The 24,692-nt window shown below is 71.2% G+C and carries 23 protein-coding genes; 12 read left to right on the top strand and 11 right to left on the bottom strand.

The window, feature by feature from the left end; genetic code table 11:
- Window positions 1-52: 52 nt before the first annotated feature.
- Both JEQ17_RS45080 and JEQ17_RS45075 read right to left on the bottom strand, forming a co-directional pair.
- Window positions 53-3,265, bottom strand: coding sequence for an amidohydrolase family protein (locus JEQ17_RS45080; RefSeq protein WP_200400727.1), 3,213 nt, complete (start codon window positions 3,263-3,265; stop codon window positions 53-55).
- A 79-nt stretch (window positions 3,266-3,344) separates the two neighbouring features.
- Window positions 3,345-4,547: an FAD-dependent monooxygenase gene (locus JEQ17_RS45075; RefSeq protein WP_200402046.1), complete on the bottom strand. Its 1,203-nt coding sequence runs from the start codon at window positions 4,545-4,547 to the stop codon at window positions 3,345-3,347.
- 167 nt (window positions 4,548-4,714) lie between these two features.
- Here JEQ17_RS45075 and JEQ17_RS45070 point away from each other — a divergent pair, with 167 nt between their 5' ends.
- Both JEQ17_RS45070 and JEQ17_RS45065 read left to right on the top strand, forming a co-directional pair.
- Entirely contained in the window at window positions 4,715-4,990 is a 276-nt protein-coding gene (locus tag JEQ17_RS45070; protein ID WP_200400726.1) for a YkvA family protein, read from the top strand.
- A gap of 61 nt (window positions 4,991-5,051) precedes the next feature.
- A complete protein-coding gene (locus JEQ17_RS45065) occupies window positions 5,052-5,798 on the top strand; it encodes an MBL fold metallo-hydrolase (protein ID WP_200400725.1) in 747 nt (248 codons plus the stop codon).
- A gap of 5 nt (window positions 5,799-5,803) precedes the next feature.
- Here JEQ17_RS45065 and JEQ17_RS45060 read toward each other — a convergent pair whose 3' ends face one another.
- Window positions 5,804-6,199 (bottom strand): MerR family transcriptional regulator, encoded by a 396-nt coding sequence (locus JEQ17_RS45060; protein ID WP_200400724.1) that lies wholly within the window; start codon window positions 6,197-6,199, stop codon window positions 5,804-5,806.
- Between the two features lie 64 nt (window positions 6,200-6,263).
- Here JEQ17_RS45060 and JEQ17_RS45055 point away from each other — a divergent pair, with 64 nt between their 5' ends.
- Window positions 6,264-7,481 carry an MFS transporter gene (locus tag JEQ17_RS45055; RefSeq protein ID WP_200400723.1) on the top strand — a complete coding sequence of 406 codons (1,218 nt, stop codon included), beginning with the start codon at window positions 6,264-6,266 and terminating at the stop codon, window positions 7,479-7,481.
- Window positions 7,482-7,648: 167 nt separating this feature from the next.
- Here JEQ17_RS45055 and JEQ17_RS45050 read toward each other — a convergent pair whose 3' ends face one another.
- Complete coding sequence (locus JEQ17_RS45050) at window positions 7,649-8,632, bottom strand: aldo/keto reductase (protein WP_200400722.1); 984 nt, start codon at window positions 8,630-8,632, stop codon at window positions 7,649-7,651.
- Window positions 8,633-8,693: 61 nt separating this feature from the next.
- Complete coding sequence (locus JEQ17_RS45045; RefSeq protein WP_200400721.1) at window positions 8,694-9,629, bottom strand: SDR family oxidoreductase; 936 nt, start codon at window positions 9,627-9,629, stop codon at window positions 8,694-8,696.
- 120 nt (window positions 9,630-9,749) lie between these two features.
- On the opposite strand from JEQ17_RS45045, the gene JEQ17_RS45040 reads away from it, so the two are divergent.
- The 5 genes from JEQ17_RS45040 (at window position 9,750) to JEQ17_RS45020 (ending at window position 14,314) form a co-directional block, all read left to right on the top strand.
- Window positions 9,750-10,430: a TetR/AcrR family transcriptional regulator gene (locus JEQ17_RS45040; RefSeq protein WP_200400720.1), complete on the top strand. Its 681-nt coding sequence runs from the start codon at window positions 9,750-9,752 to the stop codon at window positions 10,428-10,430.
- Between the two features lie 107 nt (window positions 10,431-10,537).
- A complete protein-coding gene (locus tag JEQ17_RS45035) occupies window positions 10,538-12,097 on the top strand; it encodes a CAP domain-containing protein (protein WP_200400719.1) in 1,560 nt (519 codons plus the stop codon).
- Window positions 12,098-12,237: 140 nt separating this feature from the next.
- The gene (locus tag JEQ17_RS45030; RefSeq protein ID WP_200400718.1) at window positions 12,238-13,242 is read left to right on the top strand and encodes a cation diffusion facilitator family transporter; all 1,005 of its coding nucleotides are present in this window, start codon (window positions 12,238-12,240) and stop codon (window positions 13,240-13,242) included.
- Window positions 13,243-13,370: 128 nt separating this feature from the next.
- On the top strand, window positions 13,371-13,805 hold the full coding sequence (locus JEQ17_RS45025; protein ID WP_200400717.1) for a hypothetical protein: 435 nt from the start codon (window positions 13,371-13,373) through the stop codon (window positions 13,803-13,805).
- A gap of 71 nt (window positions 13,806-13,876) precedes the next feature.
- The gene (locus JEQ17_RS45020; protein ID WP_200400716.1) at window positions 13,877-14,314 is read left to right on the top strand and encodes a helix-turn-helix domain-containing protein; all 438 of its coding nucleotides are present in this window, start codon (window positions 13,877-13,879) and stop codon (window positions 14,312-14,314) included.
- Window positions 14,315-14,424: 110 nt separating this feature from the next.
- On the opposite strand, the gene JEQ17_RS45015 is transcribed toward JEQ17_RS45020, so the two are convergent.
- From JEQ17_RS45015 to JEQ17_RS45000, 4 genes are all read right to left on the bottom strand, one after another.
- A complete protein-coding gene (locus tag JEQ17_RS45015; protein ID WP_200402045.1) occupies window positions 14,425-15,033 on the bottom strand; it encodes a ClpP family protease in 609 nt (202 codons plus the stop codon).
- Between the two features lie 43 nt (window positions 15,034-15,076).
- Entirely contained in the window at window positions 15,077-15,718 is a 642-nt protein-coding gene (locus tag JEQ17_RS45010) for an ATP-dependent Clp protease proteolytic subunit (protein WP_234048610.1), read from the bottom strand.
- Between the two features lie 174 nt (window positions 15,719-15,892).
- Window positions 15,893-16,645 (bottom strand): GntR family transcriptional regulator, encoded by a 753-nt coding sequence (locus JEQ17_RS45005; protein WP_200400715.1) that lies wholly within the window; start codon window positions 16,643-16,645, stop codon window positions 15,893-15,895.
- A 27-nt stretch (window positions 16,646-16,672) separates the two neighbouring features.
- Complete coding sequence (locus tag JEQ17_RS45000; RefSeq protein ID WP_200400714.1) at window positions 16,673-18,868, bottom strand: alpha-N-acetylglucosaminidase; 2,196 nt, start codon at window positions 18,866-18,868, stop codon at window positions 16,673-16,675.
- Between the two features lie 175 nt (window positions 18,869-19,043).
- Here JEQ17_RS45000 and JEQ17_RS44995 point away from each other — a divergent pair, with 175 nt between their 5' ends.
- The 4 genes from JEQ17_RS44995 to JEQ17_RS44980 all read left to right on the top strand — a co-directional run bounded on the left by JEQ17_RS44995 (window position 19,044) and on the right by JEQ17_RS44980 (window position 22,946).
- The gene (locus JEQ17_RS44995; RefSeq protein WP_200400713.1) at window positions 19,044-19,778 is read left to right on the top strand and encodes a sugar isomerase domain-containing protein; all 735 of its coding nucleotides are present in this window, start codon (window positions 19,044-19,046) and stop codon (window positions 19,776-19,778) included.
- Between the two features lie 63 nt (window positions 19,779-19,841).
- A complete protein-coding gene (locus JEQ17_RS44990) occupies window positions 19,842-21,188 on the top strand; it encodes an ABC transporter substrate-binding protein (RefSeq protein ID WP_200400712.1) in 1,347 nt (448 codons plus the stop codon).
- Window positions 21,178-22,122 carry a carbohydrate ABC transporter permease gene (locus tag JEQ17_RS44985; RefSeq protein WP_200400711.1) on the top strand — a complete coding sequence of 315 codons (945 nt, stop codon included), beginning with the start codon at window positions 21,178-21,180 and terminating at the stop codon, window positions 22,120-22,122. Before JEQ17_RS44990 ends, JEQ17_RS44985 begins: the two co-directional genes overlap by 11 nt.
- Entirely contained in the window at window positions 22,119-22,946 is an 828-nt protein-coding gene (locus JEQ17_RS44980) for a carbohydrate ABC transporter permease (protein WP_200400710.1), read from the top strand. The genes JEQ17_RS44985 and JEQ17_RS44980 overlap by 4 nt, the downstream gene beginning before the upstream one ends.
- 43 nt (window positions 22,947-22,989) lie before the next feature.
- Here JEQ17_RS44980 and JEQ17_RS44975 read toward each other — a convergent pair whose 3' ends face one another.
- Window positions 22,990-23,223 (bottom strand): hypothetical protein, encoded by a 234-nt coding sequence (locus JEQ17_RS44975; protein ID WP_200400709.1) that lies wholly within the window; start codon window positions 23,221-23,223, stop codon window positions 22,990-22,992.
- Window positions 23,224-23,370: 147 nt separating this feature from the next.
- Window positions 23,371-24,531 (bottom strand): ROK family transcriptional regulator, encoded by a 1,161-nt coding sequence (locus tag JEQ17_RS44970; RefSeq protein ID WP_200400708.1) that lies wholly within the window; start codon window positions 24,529-24,531, stop codon window positions 23,371-23,373.
- Window positions 24,532-24,692 lie beyond the last annotated feature (161 nt).

The following is a 24,692-nucleotide window of genomic DNA, read 5'->3' as shown; positions in this document are numbered from 1 at the left end:
CGACGGCGGGCCCGCCCCAGGCCTCACGGCACGGGCGGGCCCGCCGCGTCACTCAGAGGCCCGGGTCGCAGCACCCGTCCCGGCGCATCAGGCGGCCGACGTCCAGCCAGGCGTCCTCGCCCGCCGCGTGGCGGGCCGTGTGTTCGGGGACCGGGTCGTACGCGGCGACGAGGTCGTCGGTCGTGTACGGCACCCCGCCCCGGAGTACGGAGACGGTTCGTACGAGGGTGTCGAAGTCCTCGAAGGGGTCGCCGTCCACGATGGTCAGGTCGGCGAGTTTGCCGGGCTCGACCGTGCCGAGGTCGTCGTCGACGCCGAAGAGCCGGGCGGGCAGCACGGTCACGGTGCGCAGCGCCGCCGCCGGGGACAGTCCGCCCCGGTGCAGCGCGCGCAGGCCGATGTGGAGGGAGAGGCCGACGGCGACGAGCGGCTGGTCGGTGCCGAGGGCGACGATGCCTCCGGCGGCCAGGATCCGCCGGTAGATGTCGGTCTCCGTGCGCAGCGTGGCGAGTTGGGCCGGGGTCGGCGGCACGCCCGCCCCCTGCCGGACCAGAGCCGCGTCCCAAGGCGGCATCACTGCGGTGACCCGGGGATCGTCGGCGAGCCCCGGGTCCGCGCCGAGGAGCGGCGCTGAGGTGAACGGCGTGGCGATCAGGCCGAAGTCGACGCCACGGGCCGTGTAGATCTCCAGGAGGTCCTGGTAGGCGCGCCCGGACGAGGTGATGGCGTGCCCGGACTCGTAGCGCTGGGTGGCCTGCAGATGGGTCGTCAGATCCTGGCCCAGTTGCACGCCGGGCGAGAGCAGATGGCTGCCCGAGCGCACCCCGAGCCGCTCGTGTCCGAACCGCGCCGCCTCCTCCATCACCCAACTGGGCGCCCGGACATAGGTCTTGACGAAGTCCCAGTCCAGTGCGGCGCCGCGTTCCAGCGTGCGCCGGAGTCCGTCCCTGGTGCGGTGGGCGCGTCCCATGCTGTACGCGACCCGGGAGCCGTCGAGCAGTTCGCCGGTGGTCAGCAGCCGGGGTCCGGCGAGCTGACCCGACGTCACCGCCTCGCGGATGCGGGCCTGTTCGTAGGCGAAGCCGCCGAGGGACACGGCGGTCGTGATGCCGTAGGTGAGCTGGCCGACGGTCTGCCGGCCGCCGTAGGTGACCTGCCAGGGGTGGGTGTGCGTGTCCCACAGTCCGGGCACGACGGTCCGCTCGGAGGCGTCGATCAGCCGAAGTGCCGTGCGTCGGCGGTGCGGTTCGACGGCGGTGACGCGTCCGCCGCTCACGACGATGTCGACGTCGTCCCGTACGGACTCGCCCGTGCCGTCCCACAGCCGCCCTGCGTGCACCACTGTGTCGGCCGGCGCTGGTCTGCGCTGGTCGAGCGGCACACGGACGGTACGGGCCGGGCCGCCGTCGACGCCGATGAGCCGCAGCCGGGTGCCGGAGAGGTACAGCAGGGTCTTCGAGTCACCGGACCAGGACGGATGGTCGGCCGGTTCGGTCGTGAGGGTGCGCAGGGCACCGCGCGGGGTGCCGTCGGGTGCGACGGGCAGCAGGCACAGCGCGGACTCGACGATCACCGCCATCCAGCGCCCGTCGGGCGACCAGACGGGCCCCGAGTCGTAGCGGTCGGAGAGCGAGACATGCGAGGCGACCGTGTGCAGACGGTCCGTTCCGGTCGTGGTGTCGACGACGCGTACGAGGTTGTAGCCCTCCCGGAAACGGAGGTTGAGGCGGTTGCGGTCACAGAGGGCGAGGTGGCGGCCGTCGGGCGACCAGCTGGGCCGGCCGGGCAGACCGCCCGCGCCGAGCGGTGTCGCCAGCACCTGTTCCGTACCGGCCGCGAGGTCCCTCACGACGAGCCGCCCGCTCATGTCGAGGCAGGCGAGCCGTTTCCCGTCGGGCGAGAGCGCCGGATGCACCCGGCCGCCGGTGGCGAGCACGGTCTCCTTGCCGGTGGCCAGATCTCGCCGGTACACGCCGAGCAGCCCGTCGCGGTCGTCCGCGTACAGCAGTGAACGTCCGTCGCGCGCCCAAGAGGGGCCGAGCAGGTAGGTGGTGGGCTCCGCACGACGCAACCGCTGCGGCGGCCGGCCGTCCGAACTATCGGCCAGCCAGAGCGAGTTGAGCGCGGCGAAGGCGATCCGCCGCCCGTCGGGCGAGAGCGCGGGCAGATGGATGCCCCGCACCGGCCGGGCCCGTCCCGCCTCCCCCAGGTCGTACTCCTTGACCTGGTAGCGCGGGCGGTCCACGGGCAGTACGCCCTCGAAGGGGATCGCGTCCGCCTCCGTCGGCTTCTCCGGTCGTACGACGGTGAAGCGGCCGTCCACGGTGAGCAGCAGCTCCCCCTCAGGCGTCCAGCGGGGCGGCACCGGCGCGATGTCCCCGGCGACCGGGACGGGTTCGCCGTCGACGACGAGCGTGCAGGAGCCGTTGGGTGACGCGGTGGTCCGCAGGTATGCCAGGCGGCGTCCGTCCGCCGCGAGGGCGGGGGCGAGGATCTGGGCGGCAGCGGTCTCGGTGTGCTCCACGACGACCGGGCCCGCGCCCGAGGCGGGGACGGCGGCGACGGTCCGGGCGTCGAGTCCGAGGCCGTTGGCGGTGGTGACGCCCTTCGCCCGTACGAAGAGGATCCGCTTCCCGTCCGGCGACCAGGTGGGGTCGAAGTCCTCCCACGCCCCGTCCTGCGACGGCCCCTCCTGGCCCGGCAGACCGGTCACACGGGCGATGTCACCGGTGCGCAGGTCCAGTACATGGATGCGGTAGGGGCTGCCGGTCACCTGGTCGCCGCCGCGCTCGGAGGCGAAGGCGATCCGGGTGCCGTCGGGCGACCAGGCCGGTCCCCGGTCGTCCCAGGGCCCGTCGGTGCGCTGCTGTACGTCCGAGCCGTCGGGCCGCATCGTCCAGATGTGGAAGCCGCCGCCCCGGTAGGCGCAGAAGGCGATGAGCTTGCCATCGGGGGCGTGCACGGGACGGTTCGGTTCGAGGTCCGCCGGGGTGAGCGGTACGGCCTTGCCGCCGGTGCGCGGGAGGGACCACAGCACGTTCTGGACCTCGGCGATCAGCCGGTCCCCGCCGGGCGCGAGGGTGGCCGAGCCGTTGGTGGCCGCCGTGAAGGACAGCGAGAGCTCGCCGGACGGCTGCGCGGCGGCCGGCGCGACACCTATGGCGGTGACGGCACCGGCGGCGCCCGCGGCCGCGAGGAGTTGACGACGGGAGAGGGAGAGGTCGAAGGCAGGGGTGAAGGCGGCGTTGCTCCGGTCACGGTCCATGACTCAGAACGCTCGCGCATCTCCCGGCGCGTGAGCAACACCGCCATTCTCGCCAAAGGGGTGGGATGTTGACGAGGCGTCAGCCCCTCTTAGCATGCAGGGTCCGCGCGACCTTCGGGCCCAGCCACCGCTTGAGTCTGCGGAGCGCTTCGAGCTGTCCTGCCGCCCGGTCGATCCGGTAGTAGAGCTGCGGGGGGACGTACGGGAGCAGCGGGGAGTGCCGCTGGCCCAGGAGCGCGAACATCTGCGCCGGAGGCAGGCCGATGTAGCGCGGCAGGCTCTCGTACCACTGGGCGCTGTGCCGGGCCGCGCTCTGCACGGACAGCAGCTCCGCTCTGCGCTTCTTCTCGTACGCGGCAAGGGCGGGGGCGAGTTCGGGCTCCGCGCGCAGCGAGTGCGCGAGTGCGATGGCGTCCTCCAGGGCGAGGGTCGTGCCCGCGCCGATGGAGTAGTGCGTGGTGTGGGCCGCGTCGCCCAGCAGGACGACGTTGCCGTGGGACCAGGCGCGGTTGGTGAGGGTGCGGAAGTTCAGCCACTGGGCGCTGCCGCCGGTGTTCGCTCGGCCGATCAGCCGGTGGCCGTCCAGCAGCTTGACGAAGAGCTCCTGGAGGCGGACGAGGCCCTCCGTCTCGTCAGCCCGGTCGAGGCCGAGGCCCGTCCAGGTTTCCGGGGAGCACTCGACGACACAGGTGCTGTGGTCCGCGCTGAACCCGTAGGCGTAGCACCAGATCCAGCCGTGCGGTGTCTCCACGAAGGCGAAGGTGAACGCGTCAAAGACCTTCGTGGTGCCCAGCCAGATGTACTTGTTCCGGCCGAGCCCGACCTCCGTACCGAAGTGGTCGGAGTGCCGCTCGCGCACCCCGCTGTGGACGCCGTCGCAGGCGACGACCAGGTCGGCGTCTGGCAGTCGGTCCCCGTCGGCGATCTCGTCCTCGTACTCGACGCGTACGCCCAGGGAGCGGGCGCGCTCGGCGAGGAGGTCCAACAGTTGCCGGCGGCCGATGCCGAAGCCCTCGTCGCCGTGATGAGTGGTGGTGCGATCGCCGACGTGCGCGACCCCGTCGCTCCAGCGGACCGAGTTCTCCTTGACGGCCCGCGCCGACTCGGGGTCGCCCTCGTGCAGTTGGTCGAGCAGGCTTCCCCAGTACGTCACCCCCCATCCGTAGGTCGAACCGGCCGGGTTCCGTTCATGGACCGTGATGTCGTGGTCCGGGTCCTGAAGCTTCATCAGGATCGAGAAGTACAGACCGGCGGGCCCACCGCCGACGCAGGCGATCTTCACACGCGCACCCCACTGTTCGCTCAAGGTGATCAATCGACAGCACAGAGTAGGGGGCGGGCCGGGGGCACGCCGAGGTCCCGCGCCGCGTGTCGGACCGGCCCGCCGGTGGTGAAGCGGGCGAACCTGGGCATCCGAAGAGGAGCAGCGGACGAGTCGGGGAAGGGCTGATGGACACCAACACGTGGATTCTGGTTCTCGTCGTCGCGGCCGTGCTGGCGGTGGCCCTCGGGACGGCGGTCGTACTGCTGGTCCGGCTGGTCCGCACTCGGCGGGACCTCCGTCGGGCCGGTCTTCCGACCGGTCCCCGCTGGGTCTTCTGGGGAGCGATCGCCTATGTCGTGCTGCCTGCCGATCTACTGCCCGACCCCGCCTTCTTCGATGACATCGGCGTACTGCTCCTGGCACTGCGGTCGATGCGCGCTTCGGCCGACCCCCTGCGCTGAGGTGCCCGCGGATCTGCTTGGCTGTGTTCCGTCAGGCAGGGACCTCTAGGTCGGGACGATCATGCAGGCAGACATTCATCAAGTCGCCGACGGCATCCATCTGGTACACGGCAGCAACACCAACTGGGTGATTCTCACGGACGGGGACGCCGTCACCCTCGTGGACACGGGCTACCCCGGAGACCGCGAGACGGTCCTCGCCTCCCTGTCGGCCGTGGGCAGTTCGCCCGAAGCGGTCACGGCCGTACTCGTCACGCACGCCCACAACGACCACATCGGCTCGGCCGAGTACCTCAGCCGTACGTACGGCACTCCGGTCTACGCCCATGAGGCCGAAGTCCCGCACGCGCGACGGGACTTCCTCCATCAGGTGACCATCGGCAAGGTGCTGCAGAACGCCTGGCGGCCCGGTGTGGTGCCGTGGGCCGTGCACGCGCTGCGCTCCGGCGGCACCGCCCACGTCCCGGTCACCGAGCCGCGGCCCTTCCCCGGCGAGGGCGCCCTCGACCTGCCCGGCCGCCCCGTTCCCGTGCACACCCCCGGCCACACGGCGGGCCACTGCGCCTTCCATCTGCCGGACGCGGGGATCGTCATATCGGGCGACGGGCTGGTCAGCGGACACCCCACCTCGCGCGTGAGCGGCCCCCAGTTGCTGCCGACCATGTTCCACCGGGACCTCCCCGGTGCGCTGTCCTCGCTGGACGCGTTCGAGGCGCTCTCGGGTGACGTCCTGCTGCCCGGTCACGGTCCCGTGCACCGCGGTTCCGTACGCGAGGCGGCCCAGCGGGCCCGGGAACGGGCCGCCTGACCCGATCAGGCCTCCACGGACCGGCCGTCGCCCATGGGCCGCCCGTCGCCGCGTACCACTTCGAGGTACGCGGCGATCGCGTCCCGGTTGCGGGCGAGGCAGTCGATGCGCCGGGTCATACGGTCGAGTTCGAGCTCCAGCGTGGCCAGCATCTCCGGGGTCGGATCGGGGAAGTGGATGGTGCCGGGCCCGTCGAGACAGGGCAGGATCTGCTTGATGATCCGGGTCGGCAGTCCGGCGTCCAGCAGTCCTCGGATCTGCTGGACACGGTCCACGAGGCGTTCGTCGTAGGAGCGGTACCCGTTCTCGCAGCGCTCGGGCGTGATCAGGCCCTGCTCCTCGTAGTAGCGCAGCAGTCGCCGCGGGATGCCGGTGCGCTCCGACAGCTCTCCGATCCGCATCCGACCGACCTCGCACTTCGCCGCTTGACCTTCTCATCAATGTGAGGGTTCGAGCATACGCGGCATGAGCACCCACACCACAGATCCGACCGGTTCCTCCGGGGTGACCGAGGGAACGGAGAGCCGCAAGCTCCCTCTCGCCGCGCTCCTCGCCCTCGCCACGGCGGTCTTCATCACGAGCCTCACCGAGACGCTGCCCGCGGGCGTGCTGCCCGCGATGAGCGCCGACCTCGGCGTCGGCGAGTCCGCGATGGGGCAGTCGGTCACCGTCTATGCGATCGGCACCGCGCTCACCGCGATCCCCCTGTCCGCGGTGACCGCGGGATGGCGGCGCAAACGGCTGCTGCTCACGGCGATGGCGGGATTCGCCGCCGCCAACACGGTGACCGCGGTCTCCACCGATTACTCCCTGACCATGGCGGCCCGGTTCGTCGCCGGTGTGGCCGCGGGCCTGGCCTGGGCGCTGCTCGCCGGGTACGCCCGCCGACTGGCGCCCGTCCATCTGCAGGGCAGGGCGATAGCGATCGTGATGACGGGCATACCGGTCGCGCTGTCGCTGGGGGTGCCCGCGGGGACCTTCCTCGGCGAAGTGCTCGGCTGGCGGGTGACGTTCACGCTGATGACGGTGCTCGCGGTCGCCCTGCTCGGCTGGATCGCGGCGGGCGTTCCCGACCAGCCGGGTCAGCGGCGAGGGGCGGGCCGGGTCCCGATGCTGCGGGTCCTGTCAATTCCGGGTGTGGCACCGGTCTTGTTCGTCACCCTGGTCTTCGTACTGGCCCACACGATCCTGTACACGTACATCGCCACGTTCCTGGACGGGCTGGGCATGGGCGGGTCGACGGATCTCGTACTGCTGGTGTTCGGTGTCGCGTCCCTGGCCGGCATCTGGTTCGTGGGGGCGCGCATCGACCGACGTCTGCGCGCCCTGACACTCGCGTGCGCGCTGCTCGTCGCCGTGGCGGCCGCGCTCCTGGCCGTGCCTGCCGACAGCCCCGCGCTCGTCTACACCGCGGTGGCACTGTGGGGACTCGGCTGGGGAGGTGCCCCCACCCTGTTGCAGACGGCCGTGACCGACGCGGGCGGCGACTCGGCGGACGCCGCGCAGGCCGCGCTCGTCACGCTCTGGAACGCGGCGATGGCCGGCGGCGGGGTGGCCGGGGGTGTCCTTCTGGACCGCCTCGGCACGGGTTCGCTCCCGTGGAGCGTGCTTTTGCTGCTGATTCCGGTGGTGGCTGTGGTGGCCGCCCGGACCCGGGGGTTCCCTGCAGGGGGCGAACGGTAATCCTGAGACTGCGGGCCGTCCGTGGCTGGTCGCGCAGTTCCCCGCGCCCCTGAGGGGCGCGTCCGGCAGACCCCGCCCCGTAAGGGGCGCGGGGAACTGCGCGACCAGCCGATGACCACCCGCAGACAACAGTCCATGCTCAGCCCGGACCTCTCAGCCGACGGCAGTCACCAGCGAGCTTCGACCTGCTCCTTGATGCGCCTGTCGTACAGGTCGGAGATCGCGGCCAGCGTCTCCGTGGAGAGCGGGGGCAGCTTGCCGGCGGCCGCGTTCGCGCGGGCCTGCTCGGGTGAGCGGGCGCCGGGAATGACGGTGGTCACGCCGGGCTGCTGGACGATCCAGGCCAGCGCCAGCTGCGCCGGGGTGACGCCCTCCGGAGCGAGCCCGGAGAACTCGGCGGCAGCCTCGACGCCCGTGGCGTAGTCGACGCCGGAGAACGTCTCGCCCTGGTCGAAGGCCTCACCGTGGCGGTTGAACGTCCGGTGGTCGTTCTCCGCGAAGACCGTGTCCTTCGTGTACTTGCCGGAGAGCAGCCCGGAGGCGAGGGGCACGCGCGCGATGATGCCGACACCGGCCTCCCGCGCCGCGGGCAGAACCCGCTGGAGGGGCTTCATGCGGAACGGGTTGAGGATGATCTGGACGCTGGCCACACCGGGGCGGGCGATCGCGGTCAGGGCCTCGTCGCACGTCTCGACGCTCACGCCGTACGCGGCGATCCGCTCCTCCTCGACGAGCGTGTCGAGGGCGTCGAACACCTCGTCCGACGAGTAGACGGGGGTCGGCGGGCAGTGCAGCTGCACCAGGTCGATGCGGTCGACACCGAGGTTGCGGCGCGAACGGTCGTTCCAGGCACGGAAGTTGTCGAGTACGTAGTTCTCCGGGACCTGGTCGACCCGGCGGCCCATCTTGGTCGCGACCAGCACATGCAGGTCGGGCCTGCTCTGCACGAAGGTGGCGATGGTCTCCTCGCTGCGACCGTCCCCGTACACGTCGGCCGTGTCGAAGAACGTCACCCCCGACTCGGCGGCGGCCTCCAGGACCGCGAGGGCTTCCTTGTCGTCCACGTCGCCCCAGTCGGCACCGAGTTGCCATGTGCCGAGTCCCACGACCGATGCGTGCTGTCCTGACCTGCCGAATACGCGCTCATCCATGGGGGCAGTCTGGCACCCGGGTCCGGCTTCCTCGGACTCCGCCCCCGTACGGCGGGCCCGTTCAGGCGACGGCCGCGGTGAGGGTCACTCCGGTGAGGCGTTCGGCCTCGGTCCACAGACGGCGGTTCGCCTCGGTGTCGAGGGCGCGGCGAGTGATGCGGGCGGTGGCGGTCGGACCGACCAGTCCGAACCTGCCGCTCGGGCCGTAGTAGGCACCCGCCGTGGCCTCGGGGCTCGTGGCGGCGTACAGCAGCGGTTCGGCGCCCTGCTCGACCTGCTGCTTGGGCAGGATGTCGACCGAGGTGAACCGCGCGCGCTTCGGCTTGTCGCTGCCGAGGCTGGCACCGGCGGTCTGGAGGTTGGTCACGGTGTAGCCGGGGTGCGCGGCCGTGCTCAGCAGGTTCCAGCCGCGCTCGGCGGCGATGTCCGCCAGCTGCCGGGCCATCATCAGGTCGGCGAGCTTGGACTGGGCGTACGACAGCATCGGGCGGTAGCGGCGGCGCTCCCACTGGAGGTCGTCGAAGGTGATGCGGCCGAAGTTCGAGACGCCGCTGCTCATGGTCGCCACGCGCGGCGCCGGTGCGGCGAGCAGGGCGGGCAGCAGTCGGACGGTGAGGGCGAACGGGCCCAGGTAGTTGCTGCCCATCTGGAGTTCGAAGCCGTCGGCGGTGGTCATCCGGGTGGGCGGTGTCATCACTCCGGCGTTGTTCACGAGCAGGTCGAGCGGGGTGCCGTCGGCCAGGATCCCGTCGGCGAACGCCTCGACGGAGGCCAGGTCCGCCAGGTCGACGCGCCGGACCTCCAGCTTCGCGTGCGGGTGCCTGGCCAGGATCTCGGCGCGGGCCTGCTCGCCCTTGGCGACGGTCCGTACGGCCAGGACGACGCGGGCGCCGGCCTCCGCGAGGCGTCGTGCGGTCTCCTTGCCCGTGCCGCTGTTGGCACCGGTGACGACGGCGAATTTCCCGGTCTGGTCGGGGACGACATATGAGGTGGTCACGATGACTCCTTCGGTGTTCGCACGGCACTCCCACGATTAGGAGACCGGCGGTCTGTTGCATTTCAAGCTAGCAGACCACCGGTCCGATAACAACAGACCGAAGGTCTGTAGACTGCGGCCATGGCAAACACCTTCCAGCGCGCCCGCAGCGAGGAGCAGCGCGCCGTGCGCCGCAAGGCGATCCTGGACACCACGGCCGCGATGCTCGGCGAGATGCCCGTGGCGCAGGTGAGCCTCAACGAGCTGAGCCGCCGGGTGGGGCTCGCGAAGTCGAACGTGCTGCGCTACTTCGAGTCCCGCGAGGCCGTCCTCCTGGAGCTGCTCGGCACCGCGTCGCAGGAGCTGCTGGACCACCTCGACATCGCGCTGCCCGAGGCCGTCGACGCCGACGCGCCGGTGACCGAGCGGGCCGACCGGCTCGCCGCGGCCGTGACGGACGCCCTTGCCGAGCGTCCGGTGCTGTGCGACCTGATCAGCGCACAGGCCGCGGTCCTGGAGCGGAACGTGTCGACGGAGGTCGCCGCCGAGTACAAGCGCTCCTCCATCGGGACCGTGTTCGCCCTGGCGCAGCGGGTCCGCGCCCACGTACCCGAACTCGACGAGGAGGACGCCGTACGGTTCGTCGCCGGTGCGCTCATGGTGGTCACGGCCGCCTGGCCGCACGCGCACCCGTCACCCGCCGTGCTCGCGGCCTACGAGTCCGACCCCGAACTGGCGGTCCTGCGCATCGACTTCGCCACCGCCCTGCGCGAGTCGCTCGAAGTCCTGCTGTCCGGCCTGCTGGCCCGGGCGGCACGCTGACACAACCGCGGGGCGGCGCTCAGGAACCCTCACGCACCCGTGGGGCGTTGTCCAGGCAACGCCCCACGGGGCGCGCACAGTGATCCGGCACCCCGACAGGCGGCACGATGAACGAGTTGGTTCCCGGCGGCAATCTGCCCCTGCCCGGCGGCACCCTGACCCTTCATGTGCCCGGCCCGTTCGACGTGTCCGCGCTCATCACCGACGACAGCGGCAAGGTGCGCGGCGACGGCGACTTCGTGTTCTACAACCAGCCGACCGCACCCGGTGCGCGGCTGAACGGCGAGACCCTCACGGTGGACCCGCCCGCGCTGCGGTCCGGGGCGAGCCGTGTCACCGTCGTCGTCAGCCCCGCCGAGCCCGGCACCGCACTGGGCCGGCTGCCCGCTCCGACCCTGCGCGTGACCGGCCCGGGCGGCGGTGTGCTCGCCCGCTTCACCCCGCCCCGCCCCCAGCAGGAGACCGTACTGCTGCTCGCCGAGATCTACCGCCGCGGGGGCGCGTGGAAGCTGCGCGCCCTGGGCCAGGGGTACGCGGACGGACTCGCCGGGATAGCCCGGGACTTCGGGGTCGAGGTGAGCGAGGACGCCGACGCGGGAGCGGGGACAGGGGCGGGCGCGGGCGGCGGTGCCGCTCCCGGAGGCTCCGGCGTCCCGGGTTCCAGGGGCGCCGGTGTCGCGACGGCGCTGAACGCCGCGCGTGCCGGGCTCGGACGGCTCCGGGGTTCGGGGCGCACTTCGGCCGGGAGCTCCGGTCACGCTCCGGCCGGGACCACGGCTCGTCCCCCGGCCGGGAGCACCGGACGCCCGCCCTCCGGGAACACCGCCTGGAACAGCGGCAGCGCTTCGGCCGGAGACGCCTCTGCCGCCGCTCCCGCCGCCGCAGGGCCCGCCGCCGACGGCTTCCTCCGTCTCGTGAACTCGGCCCGCGCCTCCATCGGTGCCCCGCCCGTGTCCCTGGACGCCCGTCTCACCGCCGCGGCGCACGCACACGCCGCGGGCATGGCCGCGCGGGGCAGCCTGGGCTCCGAGGGCGCGGACGGGCTCTCGGTCTACCAGCGCCTCACGGCGAGCGGCTACGCGTATCTCACGGTCGGCGAGCACCTGGTCTCGGGTCCGCGCGACGCCGCGGAGTTCGTGGAGTACTGCCTGTCCTCGGAGCAGTCCCGGCGTACGATCCACGACCCGGCGTTCACCGAGGCCGGTGTGGCCTACGTGCCGGACAACCGCTCCGGCACGCTCTACTGGACGGCGCTGTGGGCCCGGCCCCTCACGCGCGCCGGGCTGGCGCAGACGGCCGCGGAGGTGGTGGCGCTCACCAACGCCGAGCGGGCAAAGGCCGGTCTGCGACCGCTGGCAGTGGACCCCCTGCTCACCGACGCGGCGCAGGCGCACAGCGCGGACATGGTGGCCCGCGCCTTCTACTCCCACACCTCCCCCGACGGCAGCGAACCCTGGCACCGGGCCGCGGCCGCGGGCAGCACCCGCCGCACCATCGGCGAGAACATCGCGTGCGGCCAGCGCTCCGCCGCCGAGGTCGTACAGGGCTGGATGGACAGCCCCGGCCACCGCGCCAACATCCTCAAGCCCGCCTTCACCCACATAGGCGTCGGCTTCGAGGGCGGCGGCTCGGCGGGCACGTACTGGACACAGCTCTTCGGCGCCTGACCCCGACCCCACCGAGAAATCTTCGCCGCAGGTCAGAGGCCTGTTAACGATGATGACAACGGTCACCGGTGCAGCCTTTGCCGATCTCCGCGAGGTGCGCTTCACTGCGGAGGTCGGACACCGCATCGAGGGGGACACACATGACCAGCGCGCACCACGACCACCACGGGTCGGACGGGCACGCGGGGCACTCGCACGGTGTGTCGGCGGACGCGGACCGCCGCTGGCTCGCGATCGCGCTGACGCTGATCACCACGTTCATGGCGGCCGAGGTAGTCATCGGCATCCTGGCCCAGTCGCTCGCCCTGATCTCCGACGCGGCGCACATGCTGACGGACGCCGTGTCCATCGTGCTGGCGCTCATCGCGATGCGCCTGGCCGCGCGACCGGCCCGCGGCGGCTTCACGTACGGCCTCAAGCGCGCCGAGATCCTCTCCGCCCAGGCGAACGGGCTCACGCTGCTACTGCTCGGCGCCTGGTTGGCGTACGAGGCGGTGCGCCGGCTGATCGACCCGCCCGAGGTGGAGGGCGGGCTGGTGTTCGGCACGGCCCTGGCGGGGATCGTGGTGAACATCGCGGCGGCCTGGTGCATCTCGAAGGCCAACCGCTCCTCGCTCAACGTGGAGGGCGCCTACCAGCACATACTCAACGACCTGTTCGCGTTCGTCGGTACCGCGATCGCCGGTCTCATCGTGCTGCTGACCGGCTTCGCGCGGGCCGACGCCATCGCCACACTGGTCGTGGTGGTCCTCATGTTCAAGGCGGGCTACGGGCTCGTACGGGAGTCGGGGCGGATCTTCCTGGAGGCGGCGCCCGCGCACCTCGATCCGGACGGGATCGGCGACCAGCTGGTCGCGCACCCCTCGGTCTCCGAGGTGCACGACCTGCACGTGTGGACCATCACGTCGGGGCAGCCCGCACTGTCCGCGCACGTCCTGGTCGAGCCCGTCGCGGACTGCCACACCGTGCGCCGCGACCTGGAGAAGATCCTCCAGAGCGACCACGAGATCACCCACACCACCCTGCAGGTCGACCACGCCCCGGCCGAGGTCCTGAAGGTCCGCACCGGGGCCGCCTACGACGACGGCTCGCACTGCGAGGCCCCGCACGGCCCGGTGCACCGCGACGAGCCGCACGCCCACTGATCAATCACTGAACACCGGGGGCGCGGGCGGGAGTTGACGAGACAGGTGGGCTCGCGCCGGAGAAACACAGTCGCGCCCGGCCGACGACATCGTGCACGATGCCCGCATGACGTCGACCCGAAAGGGCCGTGCCGCGTAGGCGGCCCGGTGCCGTCCGCGCCGAGCGGTGGCGGCCCTCCAGACATGTGACCGTCCGCCGGATCGGCGGTGTCTCCGCACGCACCCGCGCGGCCGTCCGCCGGGTGGAGGCGGAACATCTGTGGCGCGACGCCGTCGCGAACGCGCTCGCCACGTACGAATCCGTACTTCGGCGGCCCAGGCAGGACCTCGCCGCCTGGCTGATCGATGTGAACTGCCCCTGCTGTTGTGCGCTCGAAGCCAGGGACACGCTGGAGGACGCCCTGTACCGGCTGCCGGCCGGCGCCCGTGCGGATCTTCGGCGCCGACTCGCCCGCGCCGACGAGGAGTTGGCGCGGCGGACCCTTCCCGAACCGTGGGTGCGCGAGACCCCTCGGTGGCAGCCGCCCGGGGCCTGGTGGCGGCAGCGCCTCCTGGAACGGTGAGGGCCCGGGCTTCGCCGAGGGCAGAACGCGATGACCTCCCCGAATCGCGCCGAGCTTTCTAGGGTGGAGGGGTGAGCAGCCACGCGTCCGACGAAGCCCGTGTCATTCCCCTGCGACCCGTACCGGCCGCGCCGGAAAAGCCGGAGGAGCCCGCGCCCAAGGAGCCGTTGTGGCGTGATGTCGTGGGTGATGTCCTGCGGCGTGAGCGGCTCGCCCAGGAGCGGACGCTCAAGGACGTGGCCGACGCGGCCCGGATCTCGATGCCGTACCTCTCCGAGTTGGAACGGGGCCGCAAGGAGGGCTCGTCCGAGGTCCTCGCGGCCGCCGCGCACGCGCTCGGGCTCGGCCTCGCCGATCTGCTCGCCCTGGCACACGGCAGGCTCGCGCGACCGGCCCAGCCGCTCAGGTCCCGGCCCCTGACCTCCCAGCCGCTCAGGTCCGGGTCCCGCACCGCGCCCCGGCGCACCGAGGCGCGTTCCCGGCTGGGCGACATCCGACTCGCCGCCTGAGGCACGCAGGGCCCGAGCTGAGCTGCTGGGGCCCTGAAGCCCTGAGCCCCGAGCCCTGAGCCCTGAGCCCTGAGCCTTGAGCCCGCTGAGGCTCCGCGGCGGCGACCCGGTCAGGCCGCCGCGGGCAGCAGCCGTCGGCTGAGCACCTCGTCGGCCAGCCCGTACTCCACCGCTTCCCGCGCGGTGAAGACCTTGTCGCGGTCCATGTCGGCGCGCAGGGTCTCGACGGAGTGGTGGGTGTGCAGGGACAGCACCTCCTCGACCTGGGAGCGGATGCGGATCATCTCCTTGGCCTGGAGGCTCAGGTCGGAGACCGTGCCCCGCGCGCCGCCGCTCGCGGGCTGGCCGAGCAACACCCGCGCGTGTTCCAGGATGAAGCGCCGCCCGGGGTCTCCCCCGGCCAGCAGCACCGCCGCGGTCGAGGCGGCCTGGCCGACACAGAACGTCGAGATGGGCGCGCCGACATAGCCCATCGTGTCGTAGATCGCCATGAGCGAGGTGAACGATCCGCCGGGCGAGTTGAGGTAGATCGCGATCTCCCGCTCGGGCGCGGACGACTCCAGGTGGAGCAGTTGCGCGATGACGACGTTGGCGACTCCGTCGTCGATCTCGGTGCCGAGGAAGATGATCCGCTCGGACAGCAGCCGGCTGTAGATGTCGTACGCGCGCTCGCCCTGCGGGGTGCGCTCGACCACGTTCGGGATCGTGTACTGGCTCATGGTGATCGCGTACGGGTCCGTGGCCCTCGTGTCCTGGTCCATGTCAGAGTCCCATCCGTCGCTTCGAGGAGGCCGGGCGGACATCGTCGAGGGACTCGACGACCCGGTCGACCATGCCGTACTCCCTCGCCTGTTCGGCCGTGAACCAGCGGTCGCGGTCTCCGTCGCGGGCGATCGTCTCCACGCTCTGGCCGGTGTGTTCGGCGGTGATCCGCTCGATGCTCTCCTTGGTGAACTGGAGGTTCTCGGCCTGGATGGCGATGTCGGCGGTGGTGCCGCCGATGCCGGCCGAGGGCTGGTGCATCATGATCCGCGCGTTCGGGAGCGAGTAGCGCTTGCCCGGGGTGCCGACGGTGAGCAGGAACTGCCCCATGCTCGCGGCGAAGCCCATGGCGAGGGTCGACACGTCGTTCGGGATGAGCCGCATCGTGTCGTAGATCGCCAGGCCCGCGTGCACCGATCCGCCCGGACTGTTGATGTAGAGGCCGATGTCGGTGCGCGAGTCCTCCGCGGAGAGCAGTAGCAGTTGTGCGCAGACCCGGTTGGCGGAGACCTCGTCGACCTGCGTGCCGAGGAACACGATGCGCTGGTTGAGGAGTTGGGCGGCGAGGTGGTCGTCGAACCGGGACGGCGGGGTATCCCCCTCCTCGGCCCTGGGTTCCAGGGTGCTGCTGAATCGTGCCATCGCTCCTCCTTGTGGTGACGCGGCCACGATCGCCGCGGTGTCCCCACCCTCGGCCGGACGACGTCGTCGCGGAAGGAATCTCGGCCCGCAGCAGATTCGCCGTCAGCAGAGGAGCGACGGAGCAGCGGCGGACCAGCAGCGATGCCACGGCGGATCACACCGAGCGGGGAGGGGCTACTTGGTCACCACCAGCGAGAACTCGTACAGATCGCCACGGCACAACGACTCGCCGTACTCCACGACATGCCCCGTGTCGTCGAACGCCGTGCGTCGTACGAGCAGGGCGGCGGAGCCCTCCTTGACGCCGAGGAGGCGGGCCTGGCGGCCGGTCACGTTCACCGCCCGGATCTGCTGGGTCGCCCGGACCACCCTGACGCCGTGGGTGTTCTGCAGCGCTTCCGACAGCGAGCCCTTGAGGAGTGACTCGTCCAGGCTCGGGAAGCGTTCGGCGGAGAGGTGGACGGTCTCCAGGCAGATGGGGAAGCCGTCACCGAGGCGCAGCCGTTCGATCCGGTGCAGGGCGGTGCCGGGATCGACGCCCAGGGCCGTGGCATGGTGCAGGTCGGCCTCGACGACCTCCGCGGCGAGGAGTTCGGCGCTGGGGTGGTAGCCGCGTGAGCGCAGGTCCTCGGAGAACGAGGTGAGCGTCGAGGTCTTGGTGATCTGGGGGTGCGAGACGAAGGTGCCCACGCCTCGGACACTGCGGATGAGGCCGTCCTCGCGCAGTGCCTGGAGCGCGCGCCGGGCGGTCGCTCTGCTGACGTCGTAGCGCTCGGCGAGCTGCCGTTCGGTGGGCAGTGCCTCGTCGGGCCGCATCCGGGCGATGTCGGCCTGGAGCAGCCGTCGCAGCGCCTCGTGCTTGTAGGACTCCTGCTTGTCGGACTCCGTCTCCGGGCCGTCGTCTCTGCGCCTGTCCTTGAGCGTCACAATCACTCCGCGGTTCGCACGTGTCCGCTAGCCCCGAGAGGCGCGGTAACGAGGCATCAGCGTACGCACCACGTCCAGGGTCGCCCCGGCGGTGTCCGAACCGAGTGTCGCGTTCTCGTTGTGTTCGACGGTCCGGTCACTCCGTTCGGCGGTCCAGCGCTCCTCCCATTCGATCAGGGACGCCTCGAACTCCTGGGCCCGGTAAGGGGATCCGGTCTCCAGTGCCCGGACGATGTGCTCGTACCAGCGTCGCCAGCGTGGGAGGTAGAACGAACGGACCAGTCCGGCCCAGTGCCGGCCCGAGTAGTCGTGCAGCTCGCTGCGGGAGTGCCCCCAGACGGTGAGGAGGCGTCGCGCGTTTGCCTCGTACAGCTCGGCCTCGGCGGGGGTGGTTGCCCAGCTGCCGGCTTCTGCGAGCCAGGGGTCCAGCCGGTACTCGGGGCGGGTGGCCAGCAGCGTGTCCAGGTCCTCGATGGTGGTGAGCAGTTCGGTGGCGGCGGCTCGGAAGCGGTCGGCGTCGCGTGCCAGGGCCGCGTCCGCCGCCCGCCGCTGCTGGTCGCACGCCATGTGGGTGAGCACCTGTGCGGTGACGTCGCACAGGTCCCGGCCGAGCGGCCCCGCGCTGTCCTCGTCCCTCGCCTCGTCCGCCAGGAGCGTCCACGCCTCGGCCAGGCCCGGTGGCACGGTCGGTGAGGGCGGCGCCGCGAGGTGCACCGGGAGTTCCGGACGCAGGTCGCCCACCAGCGTGGGCCGGCAGACGACGACCGAGCCCGGTGGTCCGGGGCCGTCCGCGTCGTACACGGTTTCGTGCAGCAGTTCCCAGGCGCGCAGCAGACCGGGCGTTCGGCGTCCGTACCGGGCCTCCGCCCAGTTCTCCAGCCACGCTCGTACGTCCTTGACCGAGCCGTGCCAGGCGACGTCGGCCAGCAGCTCGTACAGGACCGGGTCGCCGCCGAAGGCCTCCATGCTCGCGCCGACTCCCGCGAGCGAACCGCCGCGGGCGTCGGTGCTCGCCTCGGCGGCGCCGGCGGCGATCTCGTCCAGCTTGCCGTAGAGCCCGGGCCGTCCGCCCAGGCTGTGGAGCATGCACCACACCCAGGGCTTTCCCCGGTAGCCGTCGGTCTGTCGCCAGACCGGCTTGTGCTCGGCCCACAGGTCCAGGATCAGCATGCGGTCGTCCGGGATGGCGTCGAGGAAGGCCCGGGTCCGGTCCGGCGTCCAGTAGTCGGAGCGGTAGGAGAAGGGCCATGCCTGGAGCACCCAGGTGGCCTCGTCGTCCACCGCGGTCATGGCGCCGTGCACGGCCCGTGCGACCCGGGCGATGCCGGCGGGGTCGGCCACCGGGGGAATCGTCTCGATGAAGGGGTCCGCCGCGTAGAGGTGGTCGGTGCCGAAGAGGCGGGTCTGCTCGGTCAGCAGCGCGGTGCCGAACTCCTCGAACAGTGGGTCACGCGGGTCCAGGACGCCGACCTCGAAGTCCCACCAGGGAAGGGTCGTCGAGCGGGCGCCCCGGTCCGCGATCAGTTCGCGGGGCACATGGCCGGAGAAGCCCTGGAGGACGGGGCGCATGCCCAGGGCGCGCTCCCGGTCCAGGATGCGGCGGCCCAGGTCCGCGTGGCCGTCGATCCAGCTCTGTGGGAGTGGTCCGCACCAACTGTCGAGCGAGGCGAGCCAGTTCCACGGGAGGTAGGCCGGGCCGCCGAGGAAGCGCCGGGCGGTCTCGTCGTCCAGGCCGCAGCGCAGGAGGGCCTGTTGCCAGGCGGCCGACGCGCCGGTCATCGCCAGTGGTGTGGTCACGCCGTGCAGCGCCATCCAGTCGATGTGGCGCTCCCAGCGCGCCCAGTCCCAGAACGCCGTGGTGTAGCCGAAGGTGCAGACGTTGAAGTGGTAGCGGTGGAGGTAGGGGGAGGTCGTCCGGGCGGCAGTGCCGGTGCGGGGCAGGCGGTCCGGAAGTCGGGGCACGGGGGCGTCCCAGGTGATCTGCGTCCGGCACGTGGTCCGCAGATACCAGCGCAGCGCCGAGGCGACCGCGACACCGCTGGACCCGCGCAGCGCCACCGCGCCCGGTCCGGCGTCGACCTCGAACCAGTCGGGCCTGCCGACGTCGTGCCCGTCCCCTACGGGCACGACGTCGGCGGTGAACTCCGCGGCCCGGTCCCCGAGGAGCCGCTGGAGGAGTTGTCGGACGGTCTGATTCTCCGATGCCTGTGGTCCGTACCACATGCGGCTCAGGTTAAGTCGGGTGTGCCGGGCGGTCAAGGACCAAAGCTGTTGTGACAGCACACTTGTCTGAAGGGCTGGGCAGTCGCACAGCCCTCTGGTACGGTCCACAGCCACGCAGACGGCCCCCGCAGCCACACGACGGCTCCCGCTCGACACCCCAGGTGGTCTCGACACGATGAACGCCGATCTCGCCTACTTCGCCGCTCTCCAGGAGAACCTCACCACGCTGGCCGACGCCGAGCGGCCCTCGATCGATCGCGCCGCCCGTGCCATCGCGGACAGCATCGCCGCCGGAGGTGTCGTCCACTACTTCGGCAGCGGCCACTCCCAACTCGTCGCCATCGAACCGCTGTTGCGGGCGGGCGGTCTCGCGCCGGTCAATGTGATCGCCGACCCGGCGCTGTCCCCCGCGGCCCCTCGGCACGCGGGGGCGGCCGAGCGCGTCGGCGGCTACGCGGCGGCGATCCTGAGTACGGCGGACATCCGGGACGGTGAGGTGGTGGTCGTCGTCTCCAACTCCGGCATCAACGCCGTGCCGGTCGAATTCGCCCTCGGCGCCCGCGCGTTGGGGGCGACGGTCGTCGCCGTCACCAGCCGGGCCCACTCGATGGGCGCCGAGTCCCGGCATGTCGACGGGCGGCGCCTGCTCGACGTGGCCGACATCGTCATCGACACGCACGGCCGCCCGGGTGACGCGGTGGTGCCCCTGGGCGACCTCACCGTGGGCGCCCTGTCGACCGTCGTCGGGGCGGCGATCGTCAACGCCCTGACCTGCCGGGCGGCCGAGCTGCTCGTCGAACTCCACGGCCGGATACCGCCGTTGATCGTCAGCCAGAACACGGGCGACGACGCCGAGCGCCACAACAACGCCCTCATGGAGAAGGTCAAGGACCGCTGCCCGCGGGGCTGACGCACCGATCCGCACATCGAGACGCCGAGACGCCCGATACGCCGAGATCACGCAAGGAGGCCGATGATGGAGAGGACGCACCGGATGCGCCGCCGCGTCGCGGCGACGGTCTGTGCCGCCGCCCTCGTGCTGCCGCTCACCGCCTGCGACGCCCTGACCCCCGGGAGCGCGGCCGCGGTGCCGGGTCCGCGCAGTGTGCCGTCGTCGACCGCCGTGCCGGACGGGGACATCACCCTGCGCCTGCAGTTCGCCGACGCCCCGTTGATGGTCGACGCGCTGATCGCCGCGTTCGAGAAGGGCCACCCGAACATCAAGGTCGAGCCGCAGTACAAGACGTTCTCGGACTACGTCCAGAACCTGAAGCTCACCATGACGTCCGACACCGCCCCCGACATCGCGCAGTACGCGGTCGGGATGACCGATCTCGCGGCGGACGGCCACATCCTCGACCTGGCGCCCTATCGGGAGGCGTACGGCTGGGACAAGGCCATTCCCCCGGTCAGCCTCGACCAGTTGACGGCGGGGCAGACCAGCGAGGCCACCGGCGGGCGCGCCCTGTTCGGGGTCCCGGCCGGTCTGTCGATGACCGGCATCTACTACAACAAGGAGCTCGCGAAGAAGGCCGGGATCGACGGTCCGCCCAACACCGTGGCGGAGTTCGAGGACCAGCTCGCCGCGGCCAAGGAGGCCGACCTGACGCCGCTCGGCGTCGGCGCGCTCGACTCCGGCGGCCTGCATCTGTGGGCCGCGCTCCTCAACCAGCTGATGCCGACGGACGACTACTGGGACTGGGTCAACGGCACCAAGGGCGCCACCATCGAGACACCGGCCGCCGTCAGCGCCAGCAGGCTCGTCATCGACTGGGGCCGCAAGGGCTACTACAACGACTCGGCGAACGGAACCGCGCAGGTCGACTCCACCGCCCAGTTCGCCAAGGGCGACAGTGTCTTCCTCATCAACGGCAACTGGGCGGCAGGGCAGTTGGCGACCGTCATGGGGGACAACGTCGGCTTCTTCCCGATGCCGGGCGAACAGGCCTCCTCCCCCACCGTGGCCTCGGGCTTCAGCGTCTCCTACGCCGTCTCGTCCAGGACCGAACACCCGGAGGCGGCAGGCGCGTTCCTCGACTTCCTGACCACTCCCGAGGCCGGCCAGATCATCAGCGACAACGGCTTCATGCCGCCCAACCCCGACGCCGTGAAGAAACCGGAGGGCGTGCTCGCCGACATCGCGGAGGGCCACCGCAGGGCCGTCGCCGACGACGGGATCACGACGTTCCCCGACTTCGCCGCCCCCGCCATGCTCGACCGGCTGCGCTCCGGCGTCCAGAAACTCATCGCCAACCGCATAGATCCCTCGGACTACCTCGACTCACTTCAGGACGAGTGGGAGGAACACCATGCCGAGTAGGCCGCCGGTCCAACAGCCCCCGGACGTCCGGGTCGAGTCGCCGGACGTCCAGGTCCGATCCCGGGGCCCCCGCAGGCGCAGCCCGTATCGCGGCTATGTGTACGTGCTGCCCGCGTTCGCCGTCTACTTCTGCTTCGCGGTGCTGCCCGCCCTGCACACGGCGTATCTCTCGCTGTTCGAGTGGGACGGCGTGACACTGGGCGACTGGGTCGGTCTCGGCAACTACCAGGAGATCTTCCAGGACTCCATCCTGCGCCGGTCCGTGCTCAACGCCCTGGTGCTGGTGGTGTTCTTCTCCTTCATCCCCATCGTGGTCGGCCTTGCGATGACCGGCCTGCTGGCCCGGTTCCGACGGCCCGGCATGGGGGCGTACCGCTTCCTGTTCATGCTGCCGCAGGTCGTCCCGCTCGTCGCCGTCGGCGTGACCTGGCGCTGGCTGTACGGGGACGACGGGCTGGTGAACCAGACGTTCCGCGCCGTCGGTCTGGACGGGGTGACACGGGCGTGGCTCGGCGACTTCGGCGCCGCGCTGATCGCCGTGGGCCTGGTCGGCACCTGGGTGCTGAGCGGCCTGTGCATGATGCTCTTCCTCAGTGGCGTGCAGAAGGTGGATCCCAGCCTGTACGAGGCGGCCCGGCTCGACGGGGCGGGTCCCGTCCGGGAGTTCGTCTCCGTCACCCTGCCGCACCTGCGCGGTGAAATCGCCGTCGCGATGACCGTGACGACGGTGGCCGCGCTCGCCAGCTTCGACATCGTGTACGTGACGACGAACGGCGGGCCCGGTGAGCAGACGACCGTCCCGGGCCTGCTCGTGTACCGGCTGGCGTTCTCCGAGGGCAAGGTGGGGCTCGCCGCGGCCCTGGCCGTCGTCCTCGGCTGTCTGATACTCGGGATCGTCTACCTCATCAACCGTCTGTCGAGGTCGGAGTCATGAACACCGCCACCCGCTCGGAACGCTGGTCGGGTTACGCGCTGCTGACGGTCATGGCGATCGCCGTCGTGATCCCGTTCCTCAGTGTCTTCCTCGCCTCACTGCAGCCCGCGGGCACGCCGGTGGTGGGACTGACCTGGCCGGAGCGGTGGAGCTGGGACAACTACGAGCAGGCGTGGTCGGTGGCCGGGTTCTCCGACCTGATCCGGCACAGCCTCACCATCGCGGTCGGTGTGGTCCCCGCCTCCCTGGTCCTGGCGGCACTGGCGGGCTACGCGCTCGGCACGATGAAGCTCCCCGGCGGCAACGCGGTCGCGGCCTTCTTCATCGCCGGGCTCACCATCCCGGTCGAACTGATCGTGGTTCCGCTCTACTTCGACCTGCGGGGTCTCGGTCTGACCAACTCGTATCTGGGTGTGATCCTGGTGGAGATCGCGCTGTTCATGCCGTTCAGCGTGTTCTGGATGCGCACGCATTTCCAGTCGACCCCGCCGTCGCTGGTGGAGGCGGCCCGGATCGACGGAGCCTCGTCGGGCACGATCCTGGTGAGGATTCTGCTTCCGCTGGCCCGGCCGTCCCTGATGACGCTCGGTCTGCTGGTCTTCATGTGGTCGTGGAACCAGTTCCTGCTGGTGCTGGTGCTCATCCAGGACACGACCAAGCACACCGCGCCCGCGGGTCTCGGCTTCTTCGTCGGTCAGAACAGCACGGACATCCCCACGCTGGCGGCGGGGACGATCATCGTGATGCTGCCGATCCTGATCCTCTTCGTGATCTTCCAGCGCAGCTTCATCGCGGGCCTGCTCCAGGGGGCGATGAAGGGCTGACGCCAGGCGCGCGGGAGGGGCGCGCCCGGTCAGGTCAGATAGGTCAGGCGGCCTTCGACGAATCGGTGTGCGAGTGGGCGGAGTCCGTGTGCGAGTGGGCGCGCGGAGAGGCCGCCGCCCACTCCAGGACGAGCCGCTGGTACTCCCGCCGCTGCTCGCCGCTCAGCGTCCCACCGCTCCGCAGCCACAGGGCTCGGATCTCCTCGTTGACCTCGGCGGCCGATCGCTTCGGCGCACCGGGTACACGTCGGTGAGTGGTGGACATGCCGTGAATCATACGGGGCCCGGCGTGAAGACCATGTGAGGAGTCACTGTCAGAAGGACTACTTACCGGTAGCCACTCCATGACCCTGCGAGGTGGCCGTCCAGCAGCCATGCCCGGCGGCCATTCCACAGTCATGTCAGGCGGCCATTCCTCAGCCGTTCAGGCCGCTCCCGCGCCGAGGACGAGCACCTGGATCGCCAGTACGGCGCCGCCCCGCGCCCAGTCGTGGAAGTCGGACACCTTGGTCTCCAGGTTGACCGGCTCCGCGTGCGGATGGCGGTTGGCGAGGATGGCCTCCTCGACGGCCGGTCCCGCCACGTCGACCAGTCCCACGCCCTCGCCGGCCAGGACGATCTTCTGGGGGATGGCGAAGTTGGCGATCTGCGCGACGAGGGTGCCCAGGGCGCGGGCCGCCTCGCCGACGACGCGGGCCGCCATGGGCTCACCCTCGGCGGCCAGGGCGAGGATCTCGTCGTACGTGATGTCGCGGCCGGTGGCGGCGCGGATCTGGTAGCGGATGCTGGGGATGGTCAGCAGGGAGATGGCGCTGCCGCGCTCGCCGTCGGGGGTGAGCGGGCCGTTGGAGTTCACGATCCAGAAGCGGCCGACGCCCAGGCCGTCCTCGGCGGTGGCGACCCGCCTGCCGCCGCTCACCAGTCCGTAGCCGATTCCCGCGCCGATGGTGAGCACCGCGAACCGCTCCAGGCCCCGGCCCGCGCCGAACCACCGCTCGGCCTCGACGAGCGCGGCCACGTCGTTGTCGACGACGACTGGCAGCCCGGTGCGCTCCTCGACGAGCCGAGCCAGCGGGACGTCGCGCCAGCCGAGGAAGGCCGACTCGTCGACGACGGACCGGTCCGAGGCACGGCCGCCCAGGCCGATCCCGATCCCGGCGAGGCCGGGGAAGTCATGTGCGAACGCGCCGGTCAGCTCCCCCAGCACGTCCACGACATGGGCCGGGTCGTTGCTGGTGAGGGGCAGGTCGAGGCGGGCGACGATATCGCTCTTGAGGGTGGTGACGACGCCGTAGACCATGTCCTGGGTGATCTTGAACCCGGCGAAGGTGCGGGACTCGGCGACGATGTCGAGGGGCTGGGACGGGCGGCCCTGGCGCACCTCGGGAAGCGAGGAGCCCTCGGGGACCTCGATCAGCAGACCCGACTCTATGAGCGGCTTCGTCAGGCGGGTGAGGCTGCCCGCGGAGAGGTCGAGCCGGCGGGCGATGTCGCTGCGCGACAGGGGGCCGTGCGTCAGCACCTCGATGGCGACGGCACGCTCACCGGGACTGAGCGGCAGCCAGCTGGCAGCACGTGTGGTCACGACCGAACCCCCACAACATTTCTTTCGGCGCAGAAGTAATGACACCACCCTATGTCGTTGAAGCTCCTCAGGAAAGATGTGTGCACACCCCTTGACGGCTGGATTCTTTCGGACCAAAAGTAAGTGACCCGAGGACGAGCCGCAGACGAGGGAGTCTCCCG

Origin of the sequence: Streptomyces liliifuscus (assembly GCF_016598615.1) — a bacterium.
Taxonomy (GTDB): Bacteria; Actinomycetota; Actinomycetes; order Streptomycetales; family Streptomycetaceae; genus Streptomyces; species Streptomyces liliifuscus.
The sequence above is the reverse complement of the archived record's forward strand: the minus strand, read 5'-3'. Positions and strand labels throughout refer to the sequence as shown.